General features: G+C 46.6%; 23 protein-coding genes. 7 read left to right on the top strand and 16 right to left on the bottom strand.

The genetic code is table 11. The features are described 5' to 3' along the window. Positions 1-243 precede the first annotated feature (243 nt). Positions 244-624, top strand: a complete 381-nt coding sequence (locus tag C1S74_RS11420) for a cystatin domain-containing protein (protein WP_038896757.1) — start codon at positions 244-246, stop codon at positions 622-624. An 89-nt stretch (positions 625-713) separates the two neighbouring features. On the opposite strand, the gene arsJ is transcribed toward C1S74_RS11420, so the two are convergent. The 6 genes from arsJ to rhtB form a co-directional block, all read right to left on the bottom strand. Next, positions 714-1,931: an organoarsenical effux MFS transporter ArsJ gene (gene arsJ, locus C1S74_RS11415; RefSeq protein ID WP_020197735.1), complete on the bottom strand. Its 1,218-nt coding sequence runs from the start codon at positions 1,929-1,931 to the stop codon at positions 714-716. A 258-nt stretch (positions 1,932-2,189) separates the two neighbouring features. Further along, positions 2,190-2,684, bottom strand: a complete 495-nt coding sequence (locus C1S74_RS11410; RefSeq protein ID WP_038881516.1) for a cyclin-dependent kinase inhibitor 3 family protein — start codon at positions 2,682-2,684, stop codon at positions 2,190-2,192. 11 nt (positions 2,685-2,695) lie between these two features. Beyond that, entirely contained in the window at positions 2,696-3,697 is a 1,002-nt protein-coding gene (locus C1S74_RS11405) for an ArsJ-associated glyceraldehyde-3-phosphate dehydrogenase (protein ID WP_005430364.1), read from the bottom strand. A gap of 27 nt (positions 3,698-3,724) precedes the next feature. Then, positions 3,725-4,060 carry a metalloregulator ArsR/SmtB family transcription factor gene (locus tag C1S74_RS11400; protein WP_009705162.1) on the bottom strand — a complete coding sequence of 112 codons (336 nt, stop codon included), beginning with the start codon at positions 4,058-4,060 and terminating at the stop codon, positions 3,725-3,727. Positions 4,061-4,162: 102 nt separating this feature from the next. Continuing rightward, positions 4,163-5,386 carry an EAL and HDOD domain-containing protein gene (locus C1S74_RS11395; RefSeq protein ID WP_045402060.1) on the bottom strand — a complete coding sequence of 408 codons (1,224 nt, stop codon included), beginning with the start codon at positions 5,384-5,386 and terminating at the stop codon, positions 4,163-4,165. A 28-nt stretch (positions 5,387-5,414) separates the two neighbouring features. Further along, positions 5,415-6,029, bottom strand: coding sequence for a homoserine/homoserine lactone efflux protein (gene rhtB, locus C1S74_RS11390; protein WP_045402058.1), 615 nt, complete (start codon positions 6,027-6,029; stop codon positions 5,415-5,417). Between the two features lie 65 nt (positions 6,030-6,094). Between rhtB and C1S74_RS11385 the strand changes: the two genes are divergently transcribed. Both C1S74_RS11385 and C1S74_RS11380 read left to right on the top strand, forming a co-directional pair. Next, positions 6,095-7,084: an alpha/beta fold hydrolase gene (locus tag C1S74_RS11385; protein ID WP_045402055.1), complete on the top strand. Its 990-nt coding sequence runs from the start codon at positions 6,095-6,097 to the stop codon at positions 7,082-7,084. A 172-nt stretch (positions 7,085-7,256) separates the two neighbouring features. Continuing rightward, positions 7,257-8,081: a Cof-type HAD-IIB family hydrolase gene (locus C1S74_RS11380; protein ID WP_045402052.1), complete on the top strand. Its 825-nt coding sequence runs from the start codon at positions 7,257-7,259 to the stop codon at positions 8,079-8,081. Positions 8,082-8,152: 71 nt separating this feature from the next. Here the strand turns inward: C1S74_RS11380 and C1S74_RS11375 are convergent, their stop codons facing one another. After that, on the bottom strand, positions 8,153-8,623 hold the full coding sequence (locus C1S74_RS11375; RefSeq protein WP_045402049.1) for an EVE domain-containing protein: 471 nt from the start codon (positions 8,621-8,623) through the stop codon (positions 8,153-8,155). A 204-nt stretch (positions 8,624-8,827) separates the two neighbouring features. Between C1S74_RS11375 and C1S74_RS11370 the strand changes: the two genes are divergently transcribed. Both C1S74_RS11370 and C1S74_RS11365 read left to right on the top strand, forming a co-directional pair. Next, complete coding sequence (locus C1S74_RS11370) at positions 8,828-10,378, top strand: COG3650 family protein (RefSeq protein ID WP_045402047.1); 1,551 nt, start codon at positions 8,828-8,830, stop codon at positions 10,376-10,378. Further along, positions 10,378-10,974 carry a tRNA-uridine aminocarboxypropyltransferase gene (locus tag C1S74_RS11365; RefSeq protein ID WP_045402045.1) on the top strand — a complete coding sequence of 199 codons (597 nt, stop codon included), beginning with the start codon at positions 10,378-10,380 and terminating at the stop codon, positions 10,972-10,974. Before C1S74_RS11370 ends, C1S74_RS11365 begins: the two co-directional genes overlap by 1 nt. A 108-nt stretch (positions 10,975-11,082) precedes the next feature. Here C1S74_RS11365 and C1S74_RS11360 read toward each other — a convergent pair whose 3' ends face one another. The 7 genes from C1S74_RS11360 to lptM all read right to left on the bottom strand — a co-directional run bounded on the left by C1S74_RS11360 (position 11,083) and on the right by lptM (position 18,330). Continuing rightward, a complete protein-coding gene (locus C1S74_RS11360; RefSeq protein ID WP_045402043.1) occupies positions 11,083-13,569 on the bottom strand; it encodes a bifunctional diguanylate cyclase/phosphodiesterase in 2,487 nt (828 codons plus the stop codon). A gap of 126 nt (positions 13,570-13,695) precedes the next feature. Beyond that, positions 13,696-14,412, bottom strand: a complete 717-nt coding sequence (gene yigB / locus C1S74_RS11355) for a 5-amino-6-(5-phospho-D-ribitylamino)uracil phosphatase YigB (RefSeq protein ID WP_045402042.1) — start codon at positions 14,410-14,412, stop codon at positions 13,696-13,698. A 13-nt stretch (positions 14,413-14,425) separates the two neighbouring features. Then, positions 14,426-15,367 carry a tyrosine recombinase XerC gene (gene xerC, locus C1S74_RS11350; RefSeq protein WP_045402040.1) on the bottom strand — a complete coding sequence of 314 codons (942 nt, stop codon included), beginning with the start codon at positions 15,365-15,367 and terminating at the stop codon, positions 14,426-14,428. Continuing rightward, on the bottom strand, positions 15,333-16,037 hold the full coding sequence (locus tag C1S74_RS11345; RefSeq protein WP_045402114.1) for a DUF484 family protein: 705 nt from the start codon (positions 16,035-16,037) through the stop codon (positions 15,333-15,335). Before C1S74_RS11345 ends, xerC begins: the two co-directional genes overlap by 35 nt. A 20-nt stretch (positions 16,038-16,057) precedes the next feature. After that, positions 16,058-16,888 (bottom strand): diaminopimelate epimerase, encoded by an 831-nt coding sequence (gene dapF, locus C1S74_RS11340; RefSeq protein ID WP_045402038.1) that lies wholly within the window; start codon positions 16,886-16,888, stop codon positions 16,058-16,060. 10 nt (positions 16,889-16,898) lie between these two features. Continuing rightward, positions 16,899-18,152: a diaminopimelate decarboxylase gene (gene lysA, locus C1S74_RS11335; protein ID WP_045402036.1), complete on the bottom strand. Its 1,254-nt coding sequence runs from the start codon at positions 18,150-18,152 to the stop codon at positions 16,899-16,901. Positions 18,153-18,213: 61 nt separating this feature from the next. Then, positions 18,214-18,330, bottom strand: coding sequence for an LPS translocon maturation chaperone LptM (gene lptM, locus C1S74_RS27125; protein WP_005533626.1), 117 nt, complete (start codon positions 18,328-18,330; stop codon positions 18,214-18,216). A 74-nt stretch (positions 18,331-18,404) separates the two neighbouring features. On the opposite strand from lptM, the gene cyaY reads away from it, so the two are divergent. Next, a complete protein-coding gene (cyaY, locus tag C1S74_RS11325) occupies positions 18,405-18,719 on the top strand; it encodes an iron donor protein CyaY (RefSeq protein WP_045497930.1) in 315 nt (104 codons plus the stop codon). 140 nt (positions 18,720-18,859) lie between these two features. Here cyaY and C1S74_RS11320 read toward each other — a convergent pair whose 3' ends face one another. Both C1S74_RS11320 and C1S74_RS11315 read right to left on the bottom strand, forming a co-directional pair. Beyond that, entirely contained in the window at positions 18,860-20,296 is a 1,437-nt protein-coding gene (locus tag C1S74_RS11320; RefSeq protein ID WP_103415280.1) for an IS1182 family transposase, read from the bottom strand. A 109-nt stretch (positions 20,297-20,405) separates the two neighbouring features. Next, positions 20,406-22,934, bottom strand: coding sequence for a class I adenylate cyclase (locus C1S74_RS11315; protein WP_045402667.1), 2,529 nt, complete (start codon positions 22,932-22,934; stop codon positions 20,406-20,408). Positions 22,935-23,281: 347 nt separating this feature from the next. Here C1S74_RS11315 and hemC point away from each other — a divergent pair, with 347 nt between their 5' ends. Then, on the top strand, positions 23,282-24,220 hold the full coding sequence (gene hemC / locus C1S74_RS11310) for a hydroxymethylbilane synthase (protein WP_045402664.1): 939 nt from the start codon (positions 23,282-23,284) through the stop codon (positions 24,218-24,220).

Raw genomic sequence — 24,220 nt, 5'->3', positions numbered from 1 at the left:
CCTACTTTGATTGGCTTTACGTCTATAGCATAGGGTAATTTTCATCCAGTGAAATAGTTAACAATCTGTTTTTGCTTATTTTTAACTCAGCGATGACGCACCAATATCATTGATTTGCACAATGGTTAGCGATAAATCCTATTGTACAAATAGGATCAGCACCCCTAAGCTTTCTCGGATATGAAACAGATTTAACCGTTTTATTCCATTAGGATGCTGGACAGATTATTAAGAGAGGTCTTTATGAAGAAAACATTATTAGCGTCACTGGTTTGTGTAGTGGCTTTAGCTGGATGTAATCAAAAGGAAGAGACCGTGGCACCAACACAATCGCAACCGGAAGCGAACCCTATCTGCAGCGCTGAAAATCTTGCTGGCGGCTGGTCACAAGGTGAAGTAACACCTGAAGCTCAGCAAGCACTCGACTTTGTGCTTGGTCAGATGAATACCGCGGCTAAGCTAAAAGAGATCTTGAGCGTACGAACTCAAGTGGTTAATGGTCTTAACTACGCCATTGAATTCGAAATGGACAATGGTGAAGTATGGAACACCATCGTTTACCGCTCACTGAAAGGTGATATGGAAATGACGCAACCAGCACAACAAGGTCGTCTTTGCCCATAAGCAAGACTTGCTGATTTGCGATACTGAATCGTAAAAACAAAATGGCTCCCAATATGGAGCCATTTTTTATTTCTAAGTCGTAAACCGATTTAAGCCGTAGCCACTTTGGCCTTTGGTAGCTTGATAGAAATTAGCGTTGTTAGCGCTAAGAAAGCAAATGACACCCACAGACATGCCGCTAGACCCGCTTCTTGGTAAATCCAACCAGACAGAACCGTACCGATCAAACGTCCCATCGCATTCGCCATATAGTAGAAGCCAACATCCAGTGATACTCCATCGCCTTTCGCATAACTAACGATCAGGTAAGAGTGCAGAGATGAGTTCACCGCAAACACAGCGCCGAAAATCATCAAGCCCACTACAATAACAAGCTCTGGTTGCCAACCGATTTGCACGCCATAAGCAATCGCACCAGTGATGACAGCAAGGATACCTGCCCAAATTAATGCCGCGCTGCCATCTGGCACTCGACCTTGCGCTTTGCCGGTAATACGAGGCGCAAAACCTTGAACGAATCCGTAAGCAATCACCCAAGCCGCAAGGAAGCCACCCACCATCAAGTGATCCCAACCAAACACGCTGCCAAGATAAATCGGGAGTGCAACAACAAACCACACATCACGAGCGCCAAATAGGAACATACGTGCAGCGGAAAGAATGTTCACCGATTCTGACTTAGAGAAAATCTGACGGAACTTAGGTTTGCTCTTCGCCTTACCCATATCCGCTTCTAGCCAGATCAAGCTGCATACAAACACAACAGCCAGCACACTTGCCATGATGACCATCGAAGTTTGGAAACCAAACGCCGACAGCAACAAACCACCAACAAAGAAACCCGCACCTTTCAGCGCATTCTTCGAGCCCGTTAAGATCGCAACCCACTTATAAAGTGCACCTTGCTGCTCGTCTGGCACCAAAGTTTTGATCGCGCTCTTGGCACTCATCTTATTTAAGTCTTTGGCAATACCCGAGATTGCCTGCGCCGCCATTACCCAAGGAATGGTCAACCAAGCATTGGGCACTGCCAACATCAGCAAGGCAAAAATCTGCATCCCTAAGCCGACGTTCATGGTTTTGTTCAAACCAAGTCGAGCACCTAGCCAGCCACCAACCAAGTTGGTCACTACGCCAAAAAATTCATAGAAAAGGAACAGCGAAGCAATGGCCAAGCTTGAGTAGCCTAAGTCATGGAAGTAAAGCACCACCAACATACGGAGTGCACCATCCGTCACAGTGAAGTTCCAGTAGTTGAACGTCACCAGCATGTACTGACGGATACTTTTGCTTAGTTTTGAAATCATAACGACCTCAGATGTACAGCGTTTAGAGCATTTAGATCATGATGTTCCAAATGCTCTATGACCTGAACACCAGCATTGAGTCATCTCAATACTGGCGCTAAATTGTGAAACAAGAACTGATGAGAAATCTAAATATTATTTATTAATAAACAATGATTTAAACATAGAATCAGTAAGCAAGAATCACATAAATTGGTAAGCCATTACGGCATAAAGAGAGCTTTTAGATCATGATGTTCCAAAAGCTCTATGAGCTGATCAAGCGTTTTGAGCTACACGCTCGATGTACTCAACTTGTACTGGTTTAGTGAAAGCACCAGGACGCAGCGCTTGCACTTCACGTACGATGTCTTCTAGCGCCCAATCTTTCTCTAGCAGTAGGTGCGCAGCGAACAAACCTGTACGACCAGAGCCACCCATACAGTGCATTGCAACCTTGCCGCCTTGAGCAAGAATCGCGTGCAGTTCAGGACTCGCTTGTGACCATTTTGCCGCGAACTCTTCGCCCGGAGCACAGTCATCTTCAATCTCAATTTGGAACCATTTCATGCCCAATTGTTGAGTCAATTCACCCAACGCAGACACGTCTTTTGCTGCTAGTTCAGCATTATCCAGAGCAGTAACAATCGCTTCTACGCCTTGCGCTTTTAGCTGCTCTAGCGAAGCTTGCAGTTCAACACCTTTGGTACCAGGACATGGAGTCAGTACTAAAGCGCCCGTTTCTAAATCTAATTGCCATGTAGGATGAGACATCTTAAAACTCCTTATGCCATACCAACGTTACGAACCAATTCTGCAGTACGCGTCGCGTAACCCATTTCGTTATCGTACCAAGCGTAAATCTTCACCATACGAGAGCCCACAACCATGGTTGATTGCGCATCAACGATCGTTGAACGTTGGTCGCCTTTGTAATCGATAGAAACCAATGGACGCTCTTCAAAGCCAAGGATGCCTTTTAGCTCGCCTTCAGAAGCTTCTTTCAGTAGTGCGTTAACCTCTTCAGCCGTGGTATCACGTTTCACATCAAAAATGATGTCAGTAAGTGAGGCGTTTGCTAGAGGAACACGAACCGCGTGACCGTTAATCTTGTCTTTCAACTCAGGGAAGATTTCAACAATCGCTTTTGCACTGCCCGTTGTGGTTGGGATCAGGCTCATGCCACATGCACGTGCACGACGTAGGTCTTTGTGCGGCGCATCCAGAATCGTTTGTGTGTTAGTTAAATCGTGAATCGTTGTGAATGACGATTGTTCAATGCCCAGTTTCTCGTGAATCACTTTCACTACTGGTGCAATACAGTTCGTTGTACAAGACGCTGCGGTTACGATGCGGTGCTGCGCAGGGTCGAAGATGTGGTCGTTCACACCCACGACGATGTTAGCTACGCCGTCTTCTTTTACTGGTGCGCTAACAACAACACGTTTTACGCCTTGTTCTAGGTATTTGTTTAGGAATGAGGTTTTGCGATGAACGCCCGTTGCTTCAATCACAACATCACATTGACCCCAGTTCACAGCATCGATATCACGCTCTTGTGAAGTCGTGATGCGCTTACCATTGATCACCATGTCTGTGCCTTCAACTTGCACTGCATGGTTCCAACGACCTTGAACTGAATCGAACTCAAGTAAGTGGCCAAGAGTCGCTGCATCACCCGCTACATCGTTGATGTGCACGAACTCCAGTTCTGGCCAATCAAACGCTGCGCGTAATGCCAAACGACCAATTCGACCGAAACCGTTAATACCTACTTTAATCGTCATAATCTTCTACCTATAAGCTTTCGCTGGTTAACAGCACGCTGCACGAGCTTTGTCTTGCAAACGTGAAATATCGTCTTGGTACTCTTGCTTCAAGCAGTTCGAGGCCACCAAGTCATCAATCAATTTTTGCATCCATCCCGGTAATTGATCTGACAGCTCGTAGTACACCCATTGCCCCTGGCGTTTATCAACTAAAATACCATTTGATCTTAGCTGAGCCAGATGGCGAGAAATCTTTGGTTGGCTTTCTTGTAGCGCATGGGCTAAATCACCAACACAAGTTTCCCCTTCACGAACCACCAGCATTAAGCAACGCACACGAGTCTCGTCGGAAAGAAGTTTGAAAAACTGATGTGGAAGCATACTTACATACCTATATATGGACATGCGTATATAGTTATTAAAAAATTGGATGCCGTCAAGCGATCACGCTCAAGTGTAATAAAAGTTTAATATTTGATCAGATTAGGCGCCAGAAAAGGTCTGGCTCCAGCGAACGGCTTCGCCAAGTTCAGACTTAACATCATCCACAGAAAGGCCGAGTTGCTGGGAGAATTGCTCCACGCCTGCCCAATCGGCACGTTCGTAGCACTCTTCAATTGCCAACAACGCACCGTATTCACCTTGGCGATGCAACAAGGCTTGCTGCACGGAAGGACTTAAAGGCAGCTGTCCCACTAAAGATTCCACAGACAAATCGAGCATGGCGTCGAGAATCGATAACAAGCCAACCATAAAACCCTGCTCGTTGAGATGCGCAAAAGGTTGATAGCGTGACATAGCTTCGCAGAATTGAGCGCGTTGCAAAGATAAATTGTACAACTCACGCGGCTTCTGCCCGGAGATATAAGACGCAACCACCAGCGAGACAAACATTTTGAGCTTTTCTTGCCCAAGGTAAATCAAAGCTTGGCGGAATGAAGTGATGGTCACTTCTAGCGTGGTCGATTGTGTATTCACAAAACGCAGTAACTTGTACGACAGCGTGACATCTTGGGTAATGATGTTTTCAATCCGGTCAAAGTCTGGATCGGGGACACACACTTCTCGAAATAGCTTGAGCGCCAACACTTGCTCGGGGCTCACGTATTTGGTCTGCATCACTTCGGGCTTGCTGAAGAAGTAGCCTTGGAAGAATTTAAAGCCCGCCTCTTTGGTCACTTCAAACTCAGCTTCGGTTTCTACTCGCTCAGCTAAGAAATGGTATTTGGTGCGCTTTTTGGTGTGCTTCTTAACTAAGTCGCATGCCTTTTTTAGCCCCATCGCCATGATATCGAGTTTCACGATATGGACATACGGTAAGAAACGACGCCATTCATCAGTCAAAGTGAAGTCATCAAGCGCGATCAAATAGCCTTCACGGTACAGTTCGCGAATGGCTTCAAGCAGTTCATCGGTTGGTTGGCAGGTTTCAAGTACCTCAACCACGATTTTGTTTTTCGGCAAGCTTCTTGGCAGCCGACGCAACAAACTTTGGTGAGGAAAATTGATGAAGCATCGCGACGATGCGATCAGAGGATTGGTTCCGACCGAGAGAAAGTTCTCTACAATCAATCGGTATGTCGCCCTGTTTGAATCGATGTGCGCAGGATAGGCATTACTTTCACCATCACGGAACAACAACTCATATCCCAGCGTCTGTCTTTTACGGTTAAAGATTGGCTGGCGGGCGACATATGCGTTTTTCATTCGAAATTATTGTGCTTTTTATAACTTGTTACTTAGCTGCCGCTAATAATGCACCACATCCCATGAACATTGAACCGAATACTTTATTAATTTTGCCCATGATCTTATCTGAGCGAATAAAGCGTCCCATTTGTGCGGCCAAACTGGTGTAGCCCAGCATCACAAACGCGTCAATGGTCACCGTCGTCACGCCCAATACCAACAGCTGAGTTAGTTGGTCTTTCGCTGGATCGATAAATTGTGGAAACAGCGCGACCAAAAACACGATGGATTTCGGGTTAGTCAAGTTAATAAGAATGGCTTTGTACAACAGAGAAGTCCCTGACATGGCGTTATGGCTTTCAGTAGCGACCAAGCCAGACGTATCACGCCACTTTTGAATGCCCAACCACACAAGGTAAGCCGCACCTACCCATTTAATAACGGTAAACGCCGTTGCCGACTGTGCGACTAACGCACCAATACCAGCACCAACCAGCGCAATATGAATAGCCAAACCAATTTGTAAACCAACGATGGCACCCAATGACTTACGCGTCCCGTAACTCAGACCATTACTGATCGAGTTGACGGTACCAGATCCCGGAGCCAGACTAAAAACAATTGCTGTTACCACATAGGCTAACCAAACATGGGTATCCATTGCATTTCCTCAATAATTCTTCGATGATACGTCGCGGTAACAACGTATCTTTAGGTAATCGACTAATGGCTATTAACCATTCACCTTTGACTTATACTCAAGAGACTTTATTTGAGCAAGCAATAGGTGGTCCAATCGCAGCACTTTGGCAAGAACGCCAAGAAGGCTTTATAAAAGGGACAGAGAAAAAGAAAATCTACTGGTGCAAACTCACCAACCCTGAGCACACAAAAGCCGTACTGATCGTCAATGGTCGGATTGAAGCCTCTTGGAAATATCAAGAACTGTTCTACGACCTTTACAGGCAGGGTTATGACGTGTATTCGTTTGACCATCGAGGACAAGGTTTATCAGATCGTTTGCTACCAGACTCAGACATGGGTCACGTCTATGACTTTAATGATTACATTGAAGATATGGAATTGGTGTTACAGCAACTTGATTTAAGCGGATACCAACAGCGCTTCATCATTGCACATTCTATGGGTGGTGCAATCGCGACACGTTACCTACAAACTCACCCAGAACATCACTTTGATGGATTAGTTCTGAGTTCACCGATGTTTGGCATCAACCTGCCTTGGTATCTCAGCCCTATCGCTATTCCTGTTAGCCAAGTCTTAGCCGCAGTGTCTCCGCAACCAAGCTATGCTCCGGGACATAAGGCGTATTACACAAAACCGTTTGAAGATAACCCCCTTAGCCAAAGCTACGATCGTTATCATTGGTTCCGTGGTTTATACAACGACAAACCCGAACTGCAAGTTGGTGGGCCAAGCACTCGCTGGGTATGGCAAGGGTTAATGGCTGCTAAGCAATGTATTTTGCTGACACGCCAAATTAAAGTTCCGGTTTTATTGGTTCAATCAGGCAATGATCGCATCGTGAACAACCAATCTCAGCAACGCTTTATCGATAAGCTCAACAAGACTAACCCTAATGCTAGCCTGGTTTCTATTGCTGGTGCAGAACACGAAATCTTGTTCGAAAAAGATCAATATCGTAACCAAGCGCTGGATGCGATTTTTGGCTTTATGAACCAGCTTTGCGAATAAAAGAGATTAAAGAGGAAATACGAGGTCCGCGATTTACCCTCTTTTTCCTCCTCATTTTGGCGTAAACTTTATCGTGTTCCCCGCACTCGGAGCAGTAAGACCTAGTCAATCCTACAGCGCTCCGTGTGCAATCAACCTGTTCCACTCTATCCAAACCGTTTACGAGGGCTTCATGACCACATCGTTACCTTGCAAAGAGATCACTAAAATTGTTGCCTCAGATCTGGATGGCACTTTGCTCGCACCAAACCACCAGCTAAGTACTTACTCGAAAGAGACGCTCAAAGCGCTGCATGAACAAGGCTACACATTTGTCTTTGCAACGGGTCGCCACCACGTAGACGTAGCAAGTATCCGTCGCACAGTGGGCATTCCGGCTTATATGATCACTTCAAACGGTGCTCGTGTGCACGACCAAAATGATCAAGAGATGTACAGCCAGAACGTACCAGAAGATTTGGTGCAATTGGTGATCGACACGATCAAAACGGATCCAGAGATACTTATCCACATGTATCAAAACGATGATTGGTTGTTGAACAAAGACGACGAACAACTGCGTGATTTCCACGAAGAATTCACTTACAAGTTGTACGACCAAGAAAATGCGCCAACAGACGGCATTGCAAAAGTTTTCTTCACCCACCCAGCAAAAGATCATGACCACTTAGTCGTCTTTGAAGACAAATTACGTGCAAAGTTTGGTGACAAGCTAAATATCGCTTTCTCAACACCTTGGTGCCTAGAAGTGATGAGCGCAGGCGTCTCAAAAGGTGATGCACTAAAAGCGGTGGCAGAATCGATTGGCTTAACCCTAGAGAACACCATCGCATTCGGTGACGGCATGAATGACGTAGAGATGCTGTCGATGGCAGGTAAAGGCTTGGTAATGGGCACATCTCATGAAAAAGTGATGAAAGCGCTACCAAACAATGAAGTGATTGGCAGTAATGAAAATGATGCCGTTGCGCATTACTTACAAGACCATTTGCTATAACCTGCATTTGTTATCAATGACGGGTTATCAACAAAATTACGAAGGGCTGCTCAATGCAGCCCTTTTTCTTTTTATCGCTGACTTGGCAGCTTCTCTTTTTCCAAAATCGCTTCCCACTCTTCCTCACTGACCGGCATGATCGACAAACGATTACCACGCTTAACCAATGGCATGTTTTCTAGCTCTGGCATCGCCTTCATTACCGACAACGGAATCAAGCGCTCAGTCTTACGTACAAACTCGATATCCACCATCATCCAACGTGGGTTTTCTGGGTCGGATTTCGGATCATAATAGTCGCTCTCTAGGTCAAACTGGAAATGATCGGGATACGCTTCACGAGTCACTTTTGCGATGCCAGCCACACCCACGTTCTTGCAAGAAGAATGGTAAATCAGCACCAAGTCGTCCAATTGGACTTGGTCACGCATCATATTACGCGCCTGATAATTACGAACTCCCTCCCAACATGAAACCTTTTGGGTTCGAAGCGTGTCAATAGAAAAGGTATCTGGTTCAGTTTTAAATAACCAATATGCCATAATGCCATCCGATGCAAATTTAGTAAGACCAATCACAGTAAGTAAGTGCTCAGAAATAGCGTAGGAAAAACGCTTGAGAACAAGGCAAAAATTTTCGATAAGTAGTTATTCTACAGTCAAAATTTTTAACGCAGTTATCGAACGTTTTAACAAGCTGTGATGAACAGTTATTTACTACGATTGGTATAATAAGGAAGATATAACATGAAGGCTTTGAAAAACCCAGTGGCATTAGCCACACTGCTGGTCCTGCAAGCATGTAGCATGCAACCATCGCAGTCAGACGCAGATTCTCCAACTACCCCGCCTGCGTCCCTAGATAAGCCAGAGACCATCTTACCTCAAACCTTTATGCTGCGTGGCGAAGTGGTGATTGGGCACGAGAGCCAATACATCACACCTTGTGGCAGCGACAAACAATACTGGCTGCAACTGTCACCACAACAAATCCAGCGTGCAGTGGCCATCACCAACGAACCTTATCAAACCATGTATGGTGAAGTGATTGGTCACCTCAACCCACCAGGCGTCGACGGTTTTTCTGCAGATTTCGACGCTAACTTTGTGGTTGAGCAGGTGAACTTCCTCACCACAGAAAATCCGCATCGCTGCAAACAGACCAGCAAACCTACTCGCGTATTTGGTAATGAACCGTCTTGGGCTGCCAGTTTTGAAGGCAACACACTCAAGTTCCAGCAAATGGGCAAATCGACACAAACACTCGAGATCGACAGCAGTAAATTGCAACCTCGTCAGCGTACTTACCAACTGGATGCCGGCGAACTGCGCATGACCGAGAACTTGTGTTCTGACACCATGAGCAACTCTCTCTATGGTTGGAAGGCAACCTTAGAGCATAGCGATAAAACCTACCAAGGTTGTGGTATGACTGCCAATGTAGATTCAACACTGGAGTGGGTGAATACTTATGTCGCGACGTCGACCCAGTCACAAGGTTTCGAAGTGCAAATGACACTGAACAGCGACCACAGTGCCATCACCAAATACAGCTACTCAGATGGGCAACCACCATTAGTTGAACGTGGCTACTGGCAGCAACTGAGTCCATCGCAAGTACAAGTGTTGATGACCCACCACCAGCAACAACGCTTAATGACCGAGCGTCTTTTCACTCGCGAAGGCAACCAACTGAAAGCAGTAAAAGAGAAAGTGGGCAACCTGGTATATCCCATCGCCGATGGCGGCTTAGTGCTGTACCCAGCAACAGTGCGTCACTCAGGCATTGAACAAGAGGCTCCTGAACGCGGTAGCGCTCCAATTGCAGCTGCGGACATTCCATCCAGTGCCGAATTTAATTCAAAAGTGGATGCGGCGGTACGTAACTACTTTTTCATTAATCAAACCAACCCAAGCAATAACCAATACCGTTGGCTGACCTACGATCTGAATGGCGATGGCGATGAAGAATTACTGGTGCAACTTGATTGGTGTGGCTCTGGCGGTTGTACTCTGTTGATATTCGAAAACCACGAGAAAGAGTGGCGTTTCAACAGCCGTATGACGCTAGTGCAAAGCCCAATTATGCTTGGTCAACAAACCTCGCACGGCTGGCGTGATCTTATTTTCAATATCAGCGGTGGCGGCGCAACGCCGGGGCAACACGTGATGCAATACACAGGCGTAAGTTACCCAATCAACCCAAGCTTGGCGCCAAAAGCGAGCAAAGAACAAGTCAGCGGCGTGCGCCTGTTCTCCGATGGCATCAGCCCAGTTCGTGACGGAGTACATTTATAATGGCTCAACCGTGCTCAACTTGCGGCTTCGAGTTTAACTGCATCTGTTCACTGCTGCCAAAGTTAAACAGTGAGCATACACTTATGTTGCTGATGCACCCCAATGAACTGACGCGAGATACCAACACCGGAAAACTGCTCGCCCAATGCCAATTGAATGTCACTCAAGTCGTTTGGGATCGAAAAGCACCACCAGCGGAGTTATTAGAAACGCTTGCTGAGCCAAGCCTGCTGCCGGTATTGCTTTTCCCAAGTGAAGAAAGCCTGACGCTTGAGCAAGTGCAGCAACAAAGCAACGAACAAGACATACAACCACGGTACATCATTCTTGATGCGACTTGGCAAGAAGCGCGCAAGATGATCAACAAAAGCCGTTGGCTAGAAGGCGTTGCGATGATGGGTTTAACCACTCAAGTCGATTCCCAGTATCAACTGCGTCGAAACCAACAAGAAGGCAACTTATGTACCTTTGAAGTGGCCGCTCAATTGCTAGAACAACTTGGTGAAGAGCAAAACCAGAAACAAATGCTAGCGTTCTTCGAGCAATACCTTCCTCGTTTCCAAGCCGAGAAAAGTGGTCACGAGCTCAAAGCCTAACACCCCAAAAAGTACAAAAAACGCAGCCAGTTGCTGCGTTTTTTATTAGCTGCTGTTTCACGTGAAACAAAACTCTAGAGCACTTAAGCACAATTAGAGCAAAGCACATTAGAACAAACGTGTCGGCTCACCCAAGTAATAACCTTGCAGATAGTCCACCCCCATGTCCTGAGCAATATCGCACACCTCTTTGTTGTGCACGAACTCAGCAACGGTCTTGGCATTAAACACCTGACACAAGCGCACCAATTGCGAGGCAATCTTGCGCTGCTTTTGGTCTTTGTCGATGTAGCGAATCAAACTGCCATCGAGCTTAATCACTTCTGGCTCTAACTTCAGGATCTCATCAATATTGGAGTAACCCGAGCCAAAGTCGTCAACAATAATGCGTGCGCCCAGATTTCTAAAGTGGCTGCACACCTCAATCATCCTTCCGTAATCTTTAATTTGCTCAGATTCCAACACTTCCAAGCCAATCCGTCTTGGGTCGTTAAGTTGGGTAATGGCATGTTCAAGCAACATCAACGTTTTATCGCTGAGTAAATCCTGAGGCGACAAGTTAATTGAGAAGTCACCATGCTGGTCTTGCATGTAGTTGAGCGTCGAGCGAATCATGTGACGGCTCAAACGCGTGTACAAATGCGTATCAGAGATAATTGGTAAGAAACGCCCAGGAGCAATAACGCTGCCATCCTCTTCAATGATACGTACTAAACATTCTTGACTGGCTGGACGATGGCTATAAGCATGCACAATTGGCTGGCTGTAGGTAATGATGTTCTGCTTAAGGATGGCACGGCTCACACAGCTCAACCAACCAAGCTGCTCTTTCCGCACATCTTCATTTATCTCAATGTCTTTGGCATTACAGATGTGAGTATTACTTCGCACCCCTGCTCTTCGCGCTTCAATGCCTTTCAGTAGCAATTCATCAGGTGATGCAGTTGGGAAATCACGACGGCTGACTAAGCCACCACACAATGAAATCGAAAGGTAATCAATGTCTCGTAAGCCACTTGGCTCAAAGTTGGTTTGCTCGACCGCATCAGCAAAGCGAGTGAAGTGTTGTTTGATCGCTTCACTGCTGGTATCAGCTTTAAATAAGAACGCCCACTCCCCGACACCAATGCTATACAGCTGCAAAGCCGCAGGTTTACCAAGACGCTTACGAAGTCGATTACTGAAGTGCATCGACAGGTCTTTAAGCAACTGATCCCCAACGCGATAACCGTACTTTTCGTTAATGTGGCTAAAATTCAGTAACTTCAGCGTCAGAAGATGCTCATCGGTATCAATGCTGATCAAGCGCTCTTGCAGCGCAACGCGATTTTGCAGACCAGTACGACTATCACGTCGAAAGCTCTGCTCTAACTTTCTCGCTTGCCGATCAAGTTGGTAACCCATGTGCGCATTCATGTTGTTCAGGTCACCAATCGCATTTCGGATCAGACTGAACAATGGCGAAATTGAAGCACTGACCTCCTGCTTCGGTAAATTCAGTGAGGCAACATCATCATGCTCGCGCATCGCCAAATACGTCAGACTATGATGCAAGATTTCTTGTTGAAGATTCTCTCCGTACAACTCACCCATGCAATAACTGCCCGAAGTATGAGAAACATCGGTAAACGCCTGCACCTCATCACTGCTATCGATAAAGTCGAGCCGCGACGCACAGTTATAAATCATGACCACTTCTGGCTGATGCATGGCTAACTCGACGACACCATGTCGAACTTGCTCAAGTGTTAGCGATGGATGGTTATAACAAAACTGAACTTCATCACCTAAACACCAAGGTTTATCAAAGCTCATGCTGCCATCAGGGTGAATTTCTGTCACTGCACACACTTCTTTACGACCGATAAATTCGCGATACAAAGGGAAATTTAATAACTGATTGAGGGTCAAGTCACGCCCATCGGCGAGGTAGTGTTTGTAAACATCCAGAGCTTTACGCTCACCCAACTGATATAAACGCGTTCCTTTTGCGTGCGTCACCTTGTGTGGCATACCAATTGGGTTCCATTCTGAATACGCACTGGTCCACGTTTTTAAGGTATCGCTATGGAGGGCAACAGCAACAACGGCCTCGTCATAAACTAGGTCTTGATGCAGAACCCAACAACCATCATCAACTGCCTGAGCAAGCCCACCGGATACCATCGGTCCCTCAGCATTAAAGACTCGATAAACAGGGTAATCTCGACGTTCAAGTTGAACTGAGAAACTGATAATAGCTTTGGAGTTATCTTGCAGTTGAAGGGATTGTTTTAAATCGTAGCCATCGATGTCAGGAGAAAAAGAGTAGTTCTGAACCGCAGAGGTCAGCGTGACTTGGTCAAACTCCATCACACAAACCAAACAACCGTGATTGATGATTTCACCTTCTAAAATAACATGGCGGGTACTATGACCAATGATGTGAGCCTCGGGAAGCTTATCTAAGACTGCCCGAGCTAAAGCGGTTGCAAGATCACGTGATTGAGTCGAGAGGATTTGCACCAGATAATGCTTATCTAGACGCCACTGAGAAGTGACTAAAAAGTCATTAAGCTGATCCACATTTTGAACCAGTTGAGAGAATGCTCGCATCTACCCTGCCACTGCCGTCATCATGCCACCACCACTGAGAATGGTGTTTTATGTGAGTAATTTACGTGGCTTTAGATGGCTTTTCTAGGGGGAGTAGGACGTTAGAATGGATTAATGCGAAAGTGATTACAAAAGCGCAAGCAACGACTGCAAGTCATTGATTTCAATATCAGGTAACGTACGCGTTTTTGCGTGAGTAATGACATTTTTATTCATATCATTAAACCAACATGCGCCGAAACCCGACAGTTTGGCTCCTTGCACATCCGTCACCAAATGATCGCCGACATGGAGAATGTTTTCACTTGGTAACGCCAAAAACTGTTGTGCTTTGCTGAACATATCTGGCGCGGGTTTCGCGCTGCCATCCGGTCCGGCTTTCAGCACTTGTTGGAAATAAGGCGTCAGCCCGATTCTGTCCAAATCCACGTTGCCATTGGTGATCACCACCAACGGAATGGCTTGACTAAGCTCTGCAAGCACATCAAGGCTTTGCTGCGGGACGTCAACACGATTGCGCCAATCCAACGCGACGTCTACTGCGGCTTGAGCGGCGGCGTGCGCAACCTCGTCGTCATAACCCACTTGAGAAAAAGCTTGTTTAAGCTGTACTAAACGCCAAAGCGTAACATCGCTTTTCAACTCTGGTTGCGCTTGCACAACTTGATGCTTGATATCGAACCAATCAGCCTTATCCATGTGTGCTACCGCCGGATGATGGTGTTTAAGCCAAGATAGCAACTCACGCTCCATACGAACTATCACTGGATAGTTATCATAGAGAGTGTCATCAAGATCAAACGTCATCGCCTTTACAGGCGCGATACGGCGGTAGAATTTCATGGGATTCCTTGAGTTAGTCCGACTTGTCGTCGTTTTTCTTACGCGCTCTTGGGTGCGCCTGATCATAGGCTTGCGCTAAATGCTGGAAATCCAAGTGAGTATAGATTTGTGTAGTCGAGATATTCTCGTGACCCAATAGCTCTTGCACCGCACGTAAGTTATTGCTCGATTCCAACATATGAGTCGCAAACGAGTGACGCAGTTTGTGTGGGCTGATGTGACTCGCTACCGACTGCTTCTGCCCCCACTCCGCCATACGCTTTTGCACACTGCGATGTGAGATACGTGTACCCAGCTTGGAAACAAACAACGCAGGCTCGCCCGGCGCGGCCAAATCACCACGTACACGTAACCACTTGCCGACCCATTCTGTTGCCATGCCAGAGAACGGGACTTTACGTTCTTTGTCGCCTTTACCAATGACGCGCAGTTCACCGCTGCGAAGCTGAACATCGCGCACATCAATACTCACCAGTTCCGCCAAACGCAAACCTGCCCCGTACATCAGTTCCATCATGGCACGATCGCGCACCGCTAATGGATCATCTTCGTTCACTTCGAGCAGTTGATTCACTTCATCCACATCAAGGTTTTTTGGCAATGGACGCTTTTTACGCGGAGCAGAAACCCCTTTGGCAGGATTAGCTGACATTTGACCACGCAGGATAAGGAAGTCGAAAAAACTGCGCAGAGAAGATAATCGAGTCGCTAAGCTACTGGCTTTCATGCCTTCTCGCATGCCTTTACCAGCAAGTTGACGCACCCAACCCGCATCGACTTGCGACCAGTCTTTCAAACCCATCTCAGCTAAGTGATGTGCCATGGTTTCAAGTTGTTGCTTGTAGTTACGTTGAGTGTGCAGGCTAAGCCCTTTTTCGCTTCGCAGGAATTCATAGAAGCGTTCAAGAGGCTTTTGAAGACTATTTGGCAGAGGAGTGTTGGGAGTTATCGTCATGGTGACTTTGCCATACCAGTGTTTGAGCGAGATGTGCCACTACTAATGATAGGTGACGCAAAAACAAGGTGTCCATATCTGGTTGGAAGTGACCGCCGTCCTCGCTAGAAAAGGCTAACACGCCAAGTGTCTGCTTTTTTACGAGTGGTAACACCACATAGGAACCCATTTCTGGAACATCCATATTCCCAAACAAAGCTTCACGATCCACTTTACGCAGGCGACCTAAGTAAGCGTCTTTTCCGTTTAAATGTGTCGTCGCAAAACGTTGGTAATTTTCCTTACTCAGTTGCGTCGATGCATCGCACTGAGTCAACAAACGAACATACGCCTTCAATCCAAGGTCTTTGGCTTTGTGTTCTATTGCCTTGATGACTTGCTTGAAGTCACCACATTTAAGGATTTGTCCTTGTAGATCCATGAACTCGTAGAAAGTACGATCGTTGTTCGCCGCCAACGACATCAGTGTCGTGATCTCTTCTTCCAGCTCTTCAATACGCTGACGCTGGCGGTTCATCTGAATATGAACCAAAGAAACCGTGCCAAGATCGGCATGCGGCATAGATAAACGGTCAATCAGTTCAGGACGCTGAACAAAGAAATCCGGATGGTCTTTCAGGAACTGAGCGACAACTTCCGCCGTCAGTGCATCCGCTTCGACTTCTGAGATTTGGTTTTCTTGCTCTTCAACTAACACGACAATTGACCATCAAATACGTGCGCTGCTGGCCCCGTCATAAACAACGGTTTACCTGGGCCTTGCCAAGAAATACGTAGTTCGCCACCCGGTAGGGAGACTTTCACGTTCTCGTCCAGTAGACCTTGTAAAATACCCACGGCAACTGCACCACATGCGCCACTACCACAAGCTTGGGTTTCACCCGCCCCACGCTCATACACGCGCAAACGGATGTTGTTGCGATCCACTACCTGCATAAAGCCCACGTTCACACGCTCAGGAAAGCGTTCATGTGACTCAAGCAATGGACCAAGCGTTTCCACATCAGCAGTATCAACATCATCAACCACCGTCACAACATGAGGGTTGCCCATGCTTACGGCACCGCAGAACAAGGTTTTTTCACCTGCTCGCATGATGTAGGTTTTCTCTTTTTGCTTCGCTTTGAAAGGGATCTTGCTTGGTTCAAACTCAGGCACGCCCATATTTACCGTTACATCACCATCGTCTTCAACATCAAGAATCATCTTACCTTTCTTGGTGCTAACACTAATGCTGTATCGATTGGTCAGTCCTTTCAAACGCACAAAACGCGCAAAACAGCGAGCGCCATTGCCACACTGCTCAACTTCACTGCCATCGGCATTAAAAATGCGGTAGTGGAAGTCGGTTTCTGGATCATATGGCGCTTCAACCACGAGCAGTTGGTCAAAGCCAATGCCCGTGTGACGATCCGCCAAACGACGGATCAAGTCTTGGGAGAAAAACACGTTTTGGGTAATGCAGTCGACGACCATAAAGTCGTTGCCCAAACCGTGCATTTTGGAAAAGTGGAAATGCATTTGTTGTGTGTTACTCCGGTAGAATCTGTTCCAGCTGCCACAAACTGGTCAGCTCCTCACGCTGGCGAACAAGGTGGCTTTGGTTACCATCCACCATTACTTCCGCCGCTCGGGTACGAGTATTGTAGTTCGAAGACATCACAAAACCATAGGCGCCTGCAGAGCGAACCGCGAGTAGATCACCTTCTTGCAGTACTAGTGCTCGATCTTTGCCCAAGAAATCGCCGGTTTCACAGATAGGCCCCACCAAATCGTAAGTTTGTGCTTCACCTGCTCGTGGTGAGACTGGCACGATATCTTGCCATGCCTGATAAAGTGCTGGACGCATCAAGTCGTTCATTGCCGCATCAATAATGGCAAAGTTTTTGTGCTCAGTGTGTTTTAGGAATTCCACACGCGTTAACAAAATGCCCGCATTCGCCGCAATCGCACGACCTGGCTCGAAAATCAGTTCTAGCTCTTGGTGGTTCTCCAATCGGCTTAGTAATGCTTTCGCGTAATCCGAAGGCTGTGGTGGCAATTCATCACGATATACCACACCTAGACCACCACCCACGTCAAGGTGACGGATATTGATGCCTTGCGCTTTCAAATCATCAATCAACGCTAGCAAGCGGTCTGTGGCGTCGATGAACGGTTCTATCTCAGTCAGCTGAGAACCAATGTGGCAGTCGATACCTTGCACGTTTAGGTTTGGCAGGCTCTGAGCGAATTGGTATACCGCAGGTGCACGGTCAAACGCGATGCCGAATTTGTTGTCACGAAGGCCAGTCGAGATGTAAGGGTGCGTCTTTGCGTCTACGTCAGGGTTGATACGTAGCGAAATTGGCGCAATCACTCCGAGCTCTTGTGCCACTTTGTTCAAGCGCTCAAGCTCAGGTTCAGATTCCACATTAAAGCATTTAATGCCCAGTTCCAGTGCGCGTTTCATCTCTGCGGGTGTTTTACCCACACCTGAGAACACCACCTTTTTCGCATCACCGCCAGCCGCGATAACACGTTCAAGCTCACCACCCGATACGATATCAAAGCCTGAGCCCAAACGAGACAGTGCATTCAATACGCCAAGGTTTGAGTTTGCTTTTACTGCGTAACAAACAAGATGAGGATGTTGACCCACTGCACTATCAAATGCATTCCAGTGACGCTCTAGCGTCGCGCGTGAGTAAACATAAAGAGGAGTGCCATGCTGCTCGGCAAGATCGTGGAGTGAGACGTCTTCGGCCCAAAGCTGGCCATCATCCTGATAGTTGAAGTAATCCAAAATTCGCTTCCCTTAATTAATTCGACTGCTAAACCCTGTTTTCACCCTAAGGTGTGGCTGATTATTGTGACTGCTCGTTTTGTTGAGCATCATCTGGGATGTAAAGTGAGCCTGATTGGCCGCAACCAGCCAGTGTCGCTGCAACCATCACAAACAACACAGTAAGTAATTTTTTCATTTTGCATATCGTGATTATTAAACCAATGCCCCCTATAATCGCACCACACTCAGGAAAAGCAATAGGATAGACGGATGAACGATACTGAATTTCATCAACTGGTGGACGCACAGATGCAAATCATCGAAGAATCCATCGATGAATCAGGCGCAGACATTGATTACGAAGTGTCTGGCAATGTAATGACATTAGAATTTGAAGACCGTAGCCAAATCATCATTAACCGCCAAGAGCCAATGCATGAGATTTGGTTGGCCTCTAAGTCCGGTGGCTTTCACTTTAAGCTGGTTGACGACAAATGGACGTGCTCTAAAACGTGCATGGAACTGTTTGAAATGGTGAAAGAAGAGTGTGAAAAGCACGCTGGCGAAACCATCGATTGGCCATAAGCCAAATGAGTATTTGTGACGACCAGTCAACTAAACGAAAAAAGAGCACCGAGGTGCTCTCAGATTGATGACGAACCCCACCTTTTTCGGTGGGGTTCTTTTTTATAAGCGACCGTAGGTCGCGATCGCGATATTTTTCGCTATACCAGATTTAATCTGTTCCAACTCTTAAACAAGTATTTAGAAGCTAATATTTGTCTTATTTGAGCCATATTGAACCCCATTTTTTGCAAATAACTCATTACTAGAGCTATCTTCTTGATGTTTTGAGCTGCGGCAGCTAACCAACACTGCATTTGCACTTTGCTTAGCCCACGGAAGCGGGCATAACGGTGCCCATGGTGCTGCTTAGCATCAGCGAAGCTTCTTTCTACCGTCTCACTTCTTCGTCTATACGTCTTCTTCCCATAGGGAGAGAGCCGCATTTGGTTCGCTCTCTCCACTGCATCTGTATAGATGTGTCTGGTGATGACTTTCTTCATGTTTTTACTTTGAGTACAGTCATTTCGCATTGGGCAGAGCACGCATTCTTTCGGGTCTGAGTGATACTCTCTATAAGCATTTCGTGACGTCGTTTTGTAGATAAGCGTTTGCCCATTTGGACATCGATAACTGTCACTCTCTTTGTGGTAGATAAAGTGCTTCTTCTTGAACGTGTTCTTTGTTCTTGATGGCCTACGGTAGCCGAACACACCTAAGATATTTCGGCGCTCTAATGACTCTGCCACGGGAGCGGTAAAATAGCCGGCATCGAGACCAACAGCTATAGGGTTAAGGTTGAACTGCTCTAGCGTGTAGTCCAGTCGTTCAATATAGGGTTGAGAGTCATTGATATTACCTGCCGTCGCATGAGTGTCCACTATGATCCCATGCAGACCATCGACGGTACGATGGTCAAGGTAGAAGAAGCCTTGTGGTTTATTGTCTCTCGTCATAAAACCACTTTCTGGGTCTGTAGTACTGACTTTCGTATTCTTTGTTTTAGGCTCGGATACTCGTGCCTTAAGCGACTTCTTTCCTTCTCGTTCTCGGTCTAATGCAACGTCTTCATCAAGCATGTCGAGGTAAGCACTGGCTCGAACGTCTCTGACCTCATTGGTGTGTTTATTTTTGTTAGCGTTTGCTTTGAGGTGAGTGCTGTCGGTAAAGAGTTGCTGCCCAGCGACCAAGCCTTTGGCCATAGCCTGCTCAACGATGTTGATAAAGATACGTTCGAATACGTCGGTATTATTGAAGCGGCGAATACGGTTTTGGCTCAGTGTTGAAGCATGGATAACCTTCTCCGTTAACGACATGCGCAAGAACCAACGATAGGCTACATTGACTTCAATCTCTTTAACGAGCTGTCGCTCGCTTTTGATTCCGAAGAGGTAGCCAATAAAAATGATTTTGAAAAGTCGAACAGGGTCAACAGGTGGTCGACCGTTATCTTGACAATAGAGGTGAGCGACTTGGTCCCGGATAAATTCGAAGTCTATGGCTTTATCAATTTTGCGGACTAAATGGTCTTTAGGAACTAACTGCTCCATCGTCACCATTTCAAATTCGTATTGTTGAGGAGAAGGATCTTGTAGCATATTGGAGTATCCACTTTTCGATACCCCTATTAGATCAAAGGTCTAGCCTGATGGCTAGACCTTTGTCAGCAGTCTGAGAGCACCGAGGTGCTCTTTTTTATTATTCGTTTTACGCATTTACCGCTTTGGTTGGACGAGTTGGCGTACAGCCATCATTACGGTAAGGAATAATGTAGGTATTCCCTTCTTCCGGATGAATGATTTGGTAGTACTGCGGCAAATTAAAGTTAATAAACTTTGACGATACACGACTGTCATCTTTTACCGAGGTGTAGAAGCTGTTCACTGACGCAATCATTTCATCTTTCGAACCACTGAATTGGTGGTAAACCTCAACTTGGTTTGACTCATCTAATACGTAGATGTTGAAACCATCGTCAGTGTCTTCAAAGAAGAACTGCACTAAACCTTCACTCGCAAAGCCATCCACGACTTCTGGTAGTTGGTACTCTTGCTCACGATCCAGCATCAACAACGGCGAACCTTTTAGCTTGTTGGTTGAAATGCTGCGGTAGAAATCAACTGAGTTCTCGAGTTTCTGAACCGATACGCCACGACGCTCAAAGAACAAACCATAAGTTTGGTTGGCAAGACGTATGGCTTTAAAGCGACGGCGTTTCTCTTGCTCAACAGGCTTCAAACGCAAGTCGATACACTCAGCTAACAGTTGGTAAACCATATTACGCATCACGCCACGCATGTTCTTCGCGTAACAGAATACATCCACCGATTCTGGCGGAATCGCGTCTTGGTGCATTTTGCCAAGAATGGTCTTCAATGCATCCAACATCGCGGTTTCACCTTTGAAGTGCAGTGTACGCACTTCGTGCCATGAGTTGCGATAAACTAAATCAACACTGCCGACCAAGTTAATTTGTTCAGGACCAAAGCTGAAGATATCGGTGTTCTTCACATCCACTTTGAGTGAGCGACCAGACAGCTCTGCCGTTGGGTCATTTTCAAAGTTGATGAACATCGCCATCTGACTAATTTCACACGGACTACCCAACGCTTGCATGGTTGGGCGACGCTTGCGTAACGAGAAGGTGTTACGTAGGTCACTCACCATTTGGTAGAACTTATCGATGTCTAACTGCGCCTCACGCACCACCGCGTGCAAACGCGTTGACTCGGTAATTAAACCGTTGAAGAACGCCCAAGAAACCAACTTACTCAAATACTCATGGTGCTCAAGGCAAGGCTGACCAAGAATACGGTGTGCAATCAAAGGCTGCTTGTATAAGTACCAACCTGACTTGTTTACCCCGCCCTCTTTTACTTCAATGAAGCTCAAGTCAGGTTCGTGCAAATCTGGCGAGATCTGCGGATTAAGCAAGGTAACTTTGCCCGGCAGTACTTCAAATGCCGCGTACAGCTTACGCGCGAGAATGCTGATATCTTGCGGGCTGATCGCAGAGGTAATATCGTTTCGACGCGCAAACTGAATCAAGTTACGGTAGCTTTGCATCAAAGCATCCAGTAGCGAATGGTGCACTACTTTCACTTGTTCGACTTTCCAGTTACGGCGATCATCGAGCTCTGCCAGTACCGATTCATCCCAATGCCATTTCGCAATCATGTCGCTTAAGGCTTCACGGCGCCATGCCACGGAACCCACATCAGGTTCACGAGACAGTTTTTCATGGGTTTTAAGGTAGAAACAGCGACGAACTAAATCCAAGCGCGTGTCGTCTTGAATTCTCTCTAGGTAACGCGTTACTTTCTCTAGCATCAAGTAATATGCATCCATGCCGTACAAGTCAGGCTCGTGGGCAAAGAAGCGACGTTTAGTGTCGATGCTAAGAAGCTGTGTGTGCGGGTATTCCCACGAGTAAGCTTCAAGCAAGATCGCTTTCAACACCGACTTGTAAGGAGAATCGATACTCTTATACAGCTGCCACAAGTTCGAGCCGAAGTACTCTTCAGCAGGAATGCGGTTAAGCTGACCAAAGTTGATCCACTCATCACAGTTGATATAGCCATCTTTACAAAGCTGTGCAACGTACTCGTCGTAACACTCTTCCATTTCTGGTGGCACTATTTGCCACAACAAACGCTGTCCAGCCAGACGTACAGCAGAACGGTAGAATTCATCCAACAATAATAAATGCTGAGAAGAACCACAGTTATCGCCAGTCATCTCTTCAGAACGGTTGCTACGAAAACGCTCTTCATCCATTAAGAAGAAGTTCGCTTCCACACCTTGGCTTTGAGCCCAGTCGGTGATCAGCAAGCATTTGTTGGTCAGCAGCTCGCGTTGGTCTTTATCCATCTCCGGTGAGATACACACCCAAATATCCAAATCACTTGAAGTACTTTGACCAATAGAAGAGGTACTGCCCATAGTGTACAAACCTAAGATCGCAGGTTGCTCTGCTGTCTTAAGCGCTTGCCCAATCGTCAGTTGAGTATCATCAAGGAATCGTTGTTGGAGTTCGTTCAGCTCTAAACCAAACACACCATAAGGTACGTCAGCATCGTAGTAGCCGGGAATAACAGGATGGTTGTAGTTCAACAAGGCAGGAATCAAGTGGAAGACTTGCTGGCTTTGCGAATCCATAAGCGCCAGCGCACGGTCGATCCGTTGCTGGTTCAGGTTATCTAGTCGCTGAATAAGTTTTTGGGTGTAAGCCTGCAAGGGAAGTTCCTTGGTTGAACAATCACGAAAATCTGCTGATGTTTTAAACCAAAAAGGTCTAAAAACGTGATCAATTTAACACTTTCATCAGAGTTGGTAAAGATTTCCACCCGCAAATAGTTGCGGTTTCAAAACCCCACACTAGTCGCAAAATTGATAGCGCAGTAGTGTCGCTCGTATTCGCCTCTAACTAATAATAGTCCTTAGTCTAAATGAGAATCCAGTCACACTATTTCCATAATGCAATGTAATTCCATTCATGACACCAAGAGAAGCCTAACTAACATTAAGATTTTCACGCGTTGAGTGTTACGATTAAGCAAAACTTAAACAGCATTGAGAAGACCATGACACAATCCACGCCAATTCGCATTGCAACTCGAAAAAGCCCTCTTGCTCTATGGCAAGCACACTTTGTAAAAGACGCACTTCAAGCCGCTCATCCAGGTCTTGAAGTAGAACTCGTCACTATGGTGACCAAAGGCGACATCATTTTGGATACGCCGCTAGCAAAAGTTGGTGGTAAAGGCTTGTTCGTTAAAGAGTTAGAAGTGGCGATGCTTGAAGGTCGTGCGGACCTTGCGGTGCACTCAATGAAAGATGTACCAGTAGACTTCCCTGAAGGTCTTGGCTTGGTGACGATTTGTGAACGTGAAGACCCACGCGATGCATTCGTTTCTAACACTTACAACAACATTGATGAGCTGCCACAAGGCGCAGTTGTAGGTACTTGTAGCCTGCGTCGTCAGTGTCAGCTAAAAGAATACCGCCCAGACCTAGTTATCAAAGAACTACGTGGCAACGTAGGTACTCGCCTAGGTAAGCTAGATGCAGGGGAATATGACGCAATCATTCTTGCCGCAGCAGGTCTGAAGCGCCTTGAGCTAGAAGAGCGAATTCGTAGCTTTATCGAGCCAGAGCAATCGCTGCCAGCGGTAGGCCAAGGTGCAGTAGGTATTGAGTGTCGTGTGGATGACGAACGTCTACTTAAACTACTTGAGCCACTAAACCACCAAGATACGGCAGATCGCGTACGTTGTGAGCGTGCGATGAACCTGACCCTTGAAGGCGGTTGTCAGGTGCCAATCGGCAGTTACTCACTGCTTGACGGTGACAACATTTGGCTACGCGCACTGGTTGGCGAACCAGATGGAAGCCTAATTGTGCGTGGTGAAATTCGTGGTCACCGCAATGATGCCGAAGCATTGGGCGTTCAACTTGCGAATGAGCTGCTAGAAAACGGCGCACGTGAAATCTTAACCAAGCTGTACGCAGACCACGACTAA

Source organism: Vibrio hyugaensis, assembly GCF_002906655.1.
Classification (GTDB): Bacteria; Pseudomonadota; Gammaproteobacteria; order Enterobacterales; family Vibrionaceae; genus Vibrio; species Vibrio hyugaensis.
This window is presented reverse-complemented; position numbering and strand designations above follow the sequence as displayed.

Excerpts from the sequence above, each read along its gene's own strand:
- C1S74_RS11420 (WP_038896757.1), top strand. The coding sequence starts at position 244 with ATGAAGAAAACATTATTAGCGTCACTGGTTTGTGTAGTGGCTTTAGCT.
- arsJ (WP_020197735.1), bottom strand. The coding sequence starts at position 1,931 with ATGATTTCAAAACTAAGCAAAAGTATCCGTCAGTACATGCTGGTGACG.
- C1S74_RS11410 (WP_038881516.1), bottom strand. The coding sequence starts at position 2,684 with ATGTCTCATCCTACATGGCAATTAGATTTAGAAACGGGCGCTTTAGTA.
- C1S74_RS11405 (WP_005430364.1), bottom strand. The coding sequence starts at position 3,697 with ATGACGATTAAAGTAGGTATTAACGGTTTCGGTCGAATTGGTCGTTTG.
- C1S74_RS11400 (WP_009705162.1), bottom strand. The coding sequence starts at position 4,060 with ATGCTTCCACATCAGTTTTTCAAACTTCTTTCCGACGAGACTCGTGTG.
- C1S74_RS11395 (WP_045402060.1), bottom strand. The coding sequence starts at position 5,386 with ATGAAAAACGCATATGTCGCCCGCCAGCCAATCTTTAACCGTAAAAGA.
- rhtB (WP_045402058.1), bottom strand. The coding sequence starts at position 6,029 with ATGGATACCCATGTTTGGTTAGCCTATGTGGTAACAGCAATTGTTTTT.
- C1S74_RS11385 (WP_045402055.1), top strand. The coding sequence starts at position 6,095 with ATGGCTATTAACCATTCACCTTTGACTTATACTCAAGAGACTTTATTT.
- C1S74_RS11380 (WP_045402052.1), top strand. The coding sequence starts at position 7,257 with ATGACCACATCGTTACCTTGCAAAGAGATCACTAAAATTGTTGCCTCA.
- C1S74_RS11375 (WP_045402049.1), bottom strand. The coding sequence starts at position 8,623 with ATGGCATATTGGTTATTTAAAACTGAACCAGATACCTTTTCTATTGAC.
- C1S74_RS11370 (WP_045402047.1), top strand. The coding sequence starts at position 8,828 with ATGAAGGCTTTGAAAAACCCAGTGGCATTAGCCACACTGCTGGTCCTG.
- C1S74_RS11365 (WP_045402045.1), top strand. The coding sequence starts at position 10,378 with ATGGCTCAACCGTGCTCAACTTGCGGCTTCGAGTTTAACTGCATCTGT.
- C1S74_RS11360 (WP_045402043.1), bottom strand. The coding sequence starts at position 13,569 with ATGCGAGCATTCTCTCAACTGGTTCAAAATGTGGATCAGCTTAATGAC.
- yigB (WP_045402042.1), bottom strand. The coding sequence starts at position 14,412 with ATGAAATTCTACCGCCGTATCGCGCCTGTAAAGGCGATGACGTTTGAT.
- xerC (WP_045402040.1), bottom strand. The coding sequence starts at position 15,367 with ATGACGATAACTCCCAACACTCCTCTGCCAAATAGTCTTCAAAAGCCT.
- dapF (WP_045402038.1), bottom strand. The coding sequence starts at position 16,888 with ATGCATTTCCACTTTTCCAAAATGCACGGTTTGGGCAACGACTTTATG.
- lptM (WP_005533626.1), bottom strand. The coding sequence starts at position 18,330 with ATGAAAAAATTACTTACTGTGTTGTTTGTGATGGTTGCAGCGACACTG.
- cyaY (WP_045497930.1), top strand. The coding sequence starts at position 18,405 with ATGAACGATACTGAATTTCATCAACTGGTGGACGCACAGATGCAAATC.
- C1S74_RS11320 (WP_103415280.1), bottom strand. The coding sequence starts at position 20,296 with ATGCTACAAGATCCTTCTCCTCAACAATACGAATTTGAAATGGTGACG.
- hemC (WP_045402664.1), top strand. The coding sequence starts at position 23,282 with ATGACACAATCCACGCCAATTCGCATTGCAACTCGAAAAAGCCCTCTT.